The following is a 585-nucleotide window of genomic DNA, read 5'->3' on the forward strand; positions in this document are numbered from 1 at the left end:
GGTACCGTCTGTTGCTTTTGTCACTTTGGCCTTAAACGTGATTGGAACCGTTTGGTTCCCTTTGATTTCGGAGATCACTGTCTTGATTTGTCCTGGGTCTCCTTCATTTATGGCTGCTTGTCCATCTACCTTTAAGCTTCCGGGTACCAGTTCTACGCCCGCGGGAAGTGGGTCACTCACACGTATATTATGCAAGGTTGTATTGGCTAAACTATTGGTTGCTTCAATCGTGTATGTGACTTCTTCATTTTGTTTTACATCATGATGATCCACTTTTTTTGTTTGACTTAAGAAGGCCTTTTGGAATCCACCACTTGAATATCTGCTTGTGGTTTTTGTGGATGGCTTTCATCAGCCGGATCGACTAAAGTGGCGATATTCGTGATGGTACCGTCTGTTGCTTGTGTCACTTTGGCCTTAAACGTGATTGGAACCGTTTGGTTCCCTTTGATTTCGGAGATCACTGTCTTGATTTGTCCTGGGTCTCCTTCATTTATGGCTGCTTGTCCATCTACCTTTAAGCTTCCGGGTACCAGTTCTACGCCCGCGGGAAGTGGGTCACTCACACGTATATTATGCAAGGTA

General features: G+C 45.0%; 2 protein-coding genes. Both read right to left on the reverse strand.

Annotation, left to right across the window (positions count from 1 at the left end; genetic code table 11):
- A partial coding sequence (locus LFLEISCH_RS14410; RefSeq protein WP_007478133.1) for an isopeptide-forming domain-containing fimbrial protein occupies positions 1-273 on the reverse strand: 273 nt, incomplete at its 3' end.
- A gap of 14 nt (positions 274-287) precedes the next feature.
- Positions 288-585, reverse strand: a 298-nt coding sequence (locus LFLEISCH_RS14415) for a DUF11 domain-containing protein (protein ID WP_007478135.1), incomplete at its 5' end; no start/stop codon positions are given.

Source organism: Listeria fleischmannii subsp. fleischmannii LU2006-1, from assembly GCF_000344175.1.
GTDB classification, from domain to species: domain Bacteria; phylum Bacillota; class Bacilli; order Lactobacillales; family Listeriaceae; genus Listeria; species Listeria fleischmannii.